The organism is Brevundimonas sp., from assembly GCF_013823285.1.
Taxonomy (GTDB): domain Bacteria; phylum Pseudomonadota; class Alphaproteobacteria; order Caulobacterales; family Caulobacteraceae; genus Brevundimonas.
Genome location: NZ_PNLV01000122.1, coordinates 1 through 6,359 on the forward strand (window position 1 = coordinate 1; position 6,359 = coordinate 6,359).

The 6,359-nt window shown below is 66.9% G+C and carries 7 protein-coding genes; 4 read left to right on the plus strand and 3 right to left on the minus strand.

From position 1 onward, the window contains the following. Positions 1–126 precede the first annotated feature (126 nt). On the minus strand, positions 127–657 hold the full coding sequence (locus C0461_RS12760; RefSeq protein ID WP_292107536.1) for a gamma carbonic anhydrase family protein: 531 nt from the start codon (positions 655–657) through the stop codon (positions 127–129). Between the two features lie 303 nt (positions 658–960). Here C0461_RS12760 and C0461_RS12765 point away from each other — a divergent pair, with 303 nt between their 5' ends. After that, entirely contained in the window at positions 961–1,737 is a 777-nt protein-coding gene (locus tag C0461_RS12765) for a PhoH family protein (RefSeq protein WP_292107538.1), read from the plus strand. A gap of 131 nt (positions 1,738–1,868) precedes the next feature. On the opposite strand, the gene C0461_RS12770 is transcribed toward C0461_RS12765, so the two are convergent. Together C0461_RS12770 and C0461_RS12775 are read right to left on the minus strand one after the other, a co-directional pair. Beyond that, the gene (locus C0461_RS12770) at positions 1,869–3,113 is read right to left on the minus strand and encodes a cation:proton antiporter (RefSeq protein ID WP_292107540.1); all 1,245 of its coding nucleotides are present in this window, start codon (positions 3,111–3,113) and stop codon (positions 1,869–1,871) included. 91 nt (positions 3,114–3,204) lie between these two features. Beyond that, positions 3,205–3,846: a DUF2799 domain-containing protein gene (locus tag C0461_RS12775; protein WP_292107542.1), complete on the minus strand. Its 642-nt coding sequence runs from the start codon at positions 3,844–3,846 to the stop codon at positions 3,205–3,207. Positions 3,847–3,961: 115 nt separating this feature from the next. Between C0461_RS12775 and C0461_RS12780 the strand changes: the two genes are divergently transcribed. The 3 genes from C0461_RS12780 to rpoH all read left to right on the plus strand — a co-directional run. Next, positions 3,962–4,963, plus strand: coding sequence for an RluA family pseudouridine synthase (locus C0461_RS12780; RefSeq protein WP_292107543.1), 1,002 nt, complete (start codon positions 3,962–3,964; stop codon positions 4,961–4,963). A 25-nt stretch (positions 4,964–4,988) separates the two neighbouring features. Further along, on the plus strand, positions 4,989–5,297 hold the full coding sequence (locus C0461_RS12785; RefSeq protein ID WP_292107545.1) for a GNAT family N-acetyltransferase: 309 nt from the start codon (positions 4,989–4,991) through the stop codon (positions 5,295–5,297). Between the two features lie 256 nt (positions 5,298–5,553). Continuing rightward, positions 5,554–6,359 (plus strand): RNA polymerase sigma factor RpoH (gene rpoH / locus C0461_RS12790; RefSeq protein WP_292107547.1); only part of this gene is annotated, 806 nt, incomplete at its 3' end.

Genomic DNA, 6,359 nt, shown 5'->3' on the forward strand with positions numbered 1-6,359 from the left:
GGGGGCCGAAGGAGACGAGGCAAAGGATGTCCAGGGCCTGATCGTGCGCGCCATGACCCCCGCCGCCACGCCGCCTGTGCGCCGCGCCGCCCTGACCCTCGCGGCTGTCGACGGCCGCCGCATCGCCTAATCGAGTTTGGTCAGGCCCCGCGCATACCGCTTCCAGTTCTGCACATAGTGCTCGGCCGACATCCTCAGCATCTCGATCTGGGGCGGCTCCAGGGTGCGGATCACCTTGCCCGGCGCCCCCACAACCAGTGAGTTGTCGGGGATCTCCTTGCCTTCGGTGATGATCGCCCCCGCCCCGATGATGCAGTTGCGGCCGATCCTGGCCCGGTTCAGCACCACGGCGTTGATGCCGATCAGGCTGTTGTCGCCGATGTCGCAGCCGTGGAGCATCACCTTGTGCCCCACCGTCACCCCGCGCCCGATGGTCAGGGGCACGCCCACGTCGTTGTGCAGCACGCCCCCGTCCTGGATGTTGCTGTCCTCGCCGATGGTGATGGGCTCGTTGTCGCCGCGCACCACCGCGTTCCACCAGATGCTGGCGCCCGGGTGAAGAATCACGTCTCCTATCACCGTCGCATTCGGCGCAATCCAGTATTCGCCCTCGGGCGGAAGCTGCGGTTGCTTTGTGTCAAGACTGTAAACAGTCATCCGAACTCCTCGTAAATATTATCTTTTTCAGCACTTTAAGTGTTTGGAAACCACGTTAGCATCAAACTTGTTCAGCGATTCGAGATCGCGCCAGCGACTTCGGATCCGTAGCCGGATCACGCCCGGTCCGGCCAGACACGAGGACGCTTGCGTGTCGCGTTTCGTTCGGCGGCGGGATTTCCCGCCGGGAGCCACGCCCCCGACCGGCCACGACGGCGCCCTGCGTCTGTTCTCCTCCCCAACGCTCTCGTTCGAGGCGGGTCCCTTCCGGGTCTCGCCTTTTTTCATGCCTCGGAGGCTACCATGACCAAGCGTTCCGCCCTCAAGCGCCAATCCCGTGACATGGCCAGGGAGGGCGTGTTCGATACACGCCAGTTTTCCGAGGACGCCAAGGTTCGGCGCCTTCCCACACATGCGGGCTGGTCGCCCTATCCGTCCAATGACGACCGCGACCAGTCCTACATGAAGACGCTCAAGCCCAAGTCGGACGGCCAGGCCGAGTTGATGGAGGCCATCGACACCCACAACATGGCCCTGGCGCTCGGGCCGGCAGGCACCGGCAAGACCTATCTGGCCGTGGCCAAGGCGGTGGAGGCGCTGGAGGCCGGCAAGGTGGGCCGTATCGTCCTATCGCGTCCCGCGGTCGAGGCCGGCGAATCCATCGGCTACCTGCCGGGCGACATGGAGGACAAGCTGGCCCCCTATCTGCGGCCCCTCTACGACGCCCTGTCGGACCGCCTCTCCATGAAGCGGGTCAAGGCCCTGATGGCCGAGGGCCTGATCGAGATCGCGCCGGTGGGCTACATGCGCGGGCGCACCCTGAACAACGCCTTCATCGTGGTGGACGAGGCCCAGAACTGCACCTACGTCCAGCTCAAGATGCTGCTGACCCGCCTGGGCTGGCACTCCACCATGGTGGTCACCGGCGACCCCCAGCAGTCCGACCTGCTGCCCTCCCTGTCCGGCCTGTCCGACATCGCCGAACGTCTGGAGCCGGTCTCCGGCATCGCCGTGGTCCGCCTGGCCGAACAGGACATCGTCCGCCACCCGCTGGTGGCCAGCATGATCGGGGTTCTGTGATCATCGCCTCTCCCCTTGTGGGAGAAGCCTGAGTCGCAGCGAGCCGCGTGAGCGGATCGCTTCTCGCGACCAGGGTGAGGGGTAAATCGGCGCCCGCCGGCCCCCTCACCCTCCGCGCAAGAACGAAGCCGCTACGCGCCTCCGTGCGCGGAACCGCCCTCTCCCACAAGGGGAGAGGGAGCTTGAGGCGGTGACCCCTTTCGCGCATCCGCCCAGTCCGCCAGCCTGAACACGAACGGATTGACCGCGATCGAGATCAGGGCCCCGGCCAGGATCAGGTCCTGGGTCTCGCGGCTCATGGCCCCCAGATAGACGCTCAGGGACGCCAGGATGAAGGTGAACTCGCCCACCTGGGCCAGGCTCGCCGCCACCGTGAAGCTGACATGCCGGTTGACCCGGAACAGGGTGGTGATGGCCAGGGCGGCCATGGACTTGCCCACCAGCACGATCATCAGCACGCCGAACACGGCCAGGGGCTCGCGCACCACGATGGTCGGGTCGAACAACATCCCGACCGAAACGAAGAACAGCACCGCGAAGGCGTCGCGCAAGGGCAGCGCCCGCTCCGCCGCGTTGTGCCCCAGCGGCGTGCCGTTCAGCACCACTCCCGCGACGAACGCCCCCAGGGCGAACGAGGCGCCGAAGACCGCATAGGCCAGCCATGCGATCCCCAGGGCGATGGCCAACACGCCAAGGGTGAACAGCTCGCGTGACTTGGTGTGGGCGATGCGCACCAGAACCCACGGCAGCACCCGCCCGCCGACCACGAACATCAGTCCCACGAAGACAGCCACCTTCAGCAGGGTCCAGCCGATGGACAGACCCAGGGTCGCGGGGTCCGCCGCCTGCCCGCCCGGCAGCACCAGCAGGGGCAGCATGACCAGGGCTATGACGATGACCAGATCCTCGACGATCAGCCAGCCGATGGCCACGCGCCCCACCTCCGTCGTGATCTGCTGACGCTCCTCCAGGGCGCGCAGCAGCACCACCGTCGACGCGACGGACAGGGAGAAGCCCAGCAGCAGGGCCTCGCCGTCGCCCATGCCCAGCAATCGTCCCAGCGCCCAGCCCAGCAGCGTGGCCGCCGAAATCTGGGCCAGGGCGCCCGGCACGGCGACCTTGCGCACCTTCATCAGGTCGCGGGGCGAGAAATGCAGCCCCACCCCGAACATCAGCAGGATGACCCCGATCTCGGCCAGCTGCGGCGCCAGCTCCATGTCCGCCACATAGCCCGGGGTGAACGGCCCGATCAGAACCCCCGCCAGCAGATAGCCCACCAGCGGCGACAGCCTCAGCCGGTTGGCGATCATGCCGAACACGAACGCCAGCACGAAGCCCCCCACAAGGGTGATGATCAGGCTGTCGGCGTGCGGCATCCTCGCTCCGGTTCAGGTGGGCGTCCCACCTAACTGGAGCGAGGCTTGCAAAAGCGCAAGCAAGGGCCGGGTCCGTGAGGTTGTCTGCGCCTCACCAGTTCCCGTAAACGGGCGTGAACCGGCTGCGCAGGCGGCTGACCTCGCGGTCCGCGTCGGTGATGTCATAGGACAGGGCGTTGGCCTGATCATTGGCCGTGTCCCGGTCGCGGCGCAGCCGGTTTATGCGGTCCCGGATGGTGCGGCGTTGCTCCTGGGTCAGGTCTTCCTCATTAGCCAGGCGGTATTCCGCGTCGCGAATGTCCTGCTCATACTCAGCGGCGCGAGCCCGCGACTCATCGGCACGCGCGCGCAGGGTGTCGGCGCGCTGCATGGCGTCCCAGATCAGTCGGCCGTCGGCATAGGCGTAGAGGAAATCCTGCTCCAGGTCCGCGGGACAGAAACCGTTGGCGTATCCGCCGCCTGACACCGCAACCCGGAAGGCGCGGCCGGGCACGCAGTACTGGCGCACGCCTTGTTCATGGCCCCGGTAGTAGGCGTTCGCATCGGGCGTCACACCGTGCCGTGCACAAGCCTCGGCGTGGTCGGACAGGCGCCCGGCGCCGTAGCCCGCCACGCCGTCCGCGCGGCCCTGACCGACCCAGTCGCCCATCAGGCACTGTTCCTGGCTCATGGTGGCGCAGCTGCCCAGGCCCATCAGAATCGTTCCCGCCGCCAGCGTCAGAAGAATACGCATGATCCACTCCCCCGTTAACCTTCGCCCGGCGGCTAGATGCCCCAAGGAACCGCGTTTGGCCAGACCCTGGTGTTCGCCGCTGGATTTCCCGTCCAGTTCGCCCCACACAGTCTGAATGGATGCTGACGAGGATGTTGAGGAGATCGGTGCGACCGCGCACATCGTGCGCCTGACCGACGCCCACGCGGGCCAGCGGCTGGACAAGGCGCTGGCCGACGAGATGCCCGAGCTGTCCCGCGCCCGCCTTCAGGCCCTCATCGAGCAGGGCCGCGTCACCCGGGACGGCGCGCCCATATCCCGCTCCGCCAAGGCCGCGCCGGGGCTCTACGACATCCTGATCCCGGCGGTCGCCCCGGCTGATCCGGCGCCTGAGGCCCTGGCCCTGCCGGTGCTGTTCGAGGATGCCCACCTGATCGTGGTGGACAAGCCCGCGGGCATGGCCGCCCACCCGGCGCCGGGCAACGAGACCGGCACCCTGGTCAACGCCCTGCTGCATCACTGCGCGGGCTCGCTGTCCGGCGTCGGCGGCGTGGCTCGGCCCGGCATAGTGCACCGGCTGGACAAGGACACCTCCGGCGTCATGGTCGCCGCCAAGTCCGACGCGGCCCACGCAGGCCTGTCGGCCCTGTTCGCAACCCACGACATCGAACGGACCTACATCGCCCTGACCCGCGGCGCCCCCGACCCGGCGCGGGGCCGCATCGAGACGCAGATCGGCCGCTCCAGCGCCGATCGGAAGAAGATGGCGGTGCTGAAGTCCGGCGGACGTCTGGCCATCACCGACTACCGGGTCCAGCAGACCTTCGGCGCGCCGAAAAAGCCCGGCGGCGCCCCCATGGCCGCCCGCGTCGCCTGCACCCTCCACACCGGCCGCACCCACCAGATCCGCGTCCATCTGGCGTCGAAGGGCGCGCCGATTCTGGGCGATCCCACATACGGCTCCGGCAGCCCGGCTCAGCCGGTGAAGGAGGCCATCGCCGCGGCGGGCCTGAAGCGGCAGGCCCTGCACGCCGCGGTCCTGGGCTTCAGCCACCCCATCACCGGCGAGGCGCTTCGCTTCGAAACCGATCCGCCGGAGGATATGCGGTTGCTTGAGGGCTTGCTTGCCGATCTCTAGAACGGCTGAGACATAGGGAGGATACATGACGGACGCCCAGACCTTCACCGACAACCCCGAGGCCAAGCGCTACGAACTGGCCGTCGACGGCGGAACCATCGTCGCCACCTACAATCTGGTGGACGGCGGCGTGATGATCACAGAAACGCTCACCCCCATCGGCCTTGAGGGCAAGGGCTACGCCAGCGCCCTGGCCCGCCACGTGCTGGCCGACATCGAGGCGCGGGGGCTCAAGATCCTGCCCGTCTGCCCCTTCTTCGCCGACTGGCTGAAACGGCATCGGGAACACGCCGAAACGGTCCACCCCACTTACCGTCAGATCCTCGGACTCTGAGTCCGTCGGCGTCCGCCTGAGCCAACGTCGCAAAGGGCCCTGACAGTCCGTATTGAAAAAGGACTGACTATCCGCTAGAAGGGCCGCAGCCGGATGGCGATGCGCTTCGAGCAAAATTGTTCACCCCTGCGTCGATTCACCCCTGACAATGGGCGAAACGCATTCCTATCTGGCTTGTTGAGGGGCGAAGGATCCGGTGCACATCCGGTGGCCGGATCGAGCAACGCCTGCTCCTGACGCGTTGGAGGGTAGCCATATGGCTCTGAAATCACTTGCGGTCATGTCGCCTGAACAGGGACTGTCCCGCTATCTCACGGAAATCCGCAAGTTTCCGATGCTGACCAAGGATGAGGAATTCATGCTGGCCAAGCGTTGGTCCGAGCATGAAGACCCCGAAGCCGCCCACCGCCTTGTGACCTCCCACCTGCGCCTGGTGGCCAAGATCGCCATGGGCTATCGCGGCTACGGCCTGCCCATCGGCGAAGTGATCTCCGAGGGCAATGTCGGCCTGATGCAGGCGGTCAAGAAATTCGATCCGGACAAGGGCTTCCGCCTGGCCACCTACGCCATGTGGTGGATCCGCGCCTCGATCCAGGAATACATCCTGCGCAGCTGGTCGCTCGTGAAGATGGGCACCACCGCGGCGCAGAAGAAGCTGTTCTTCAACCTGCGCAAGGCCAAGAGCCAGATCTCCGCCTTCGAGGACGGCGACCTGCGCCCCGAACACGTCACCAAGATCGCCACCGACCTCGGCGTGCCCGAGGAAGACGTGATCAACATGAACCGGCGCCTGACGGGCGACGCGTCCCTGAACTCGCCCCTGCGTTCCGACAGCGAAAGCGAGTGGCAGGACTGGCTCACCGACGAGACCCAGGTCTCCCAGGAAACCACCCTGGCCAACACCGAGGAGCACTCCCTGCGCATGGGTCTGCTGCAGGAGGCCATGGAGGAACTGACGGATCGGGAAAAGCACATCCTGACCGAGCGCCGCCTCAAGGACGACCCGGTGACCCTCGAGGAGCTCGCCGGCCAGTACGGCGTCAGCCGCGAGCGCGTGCGCCA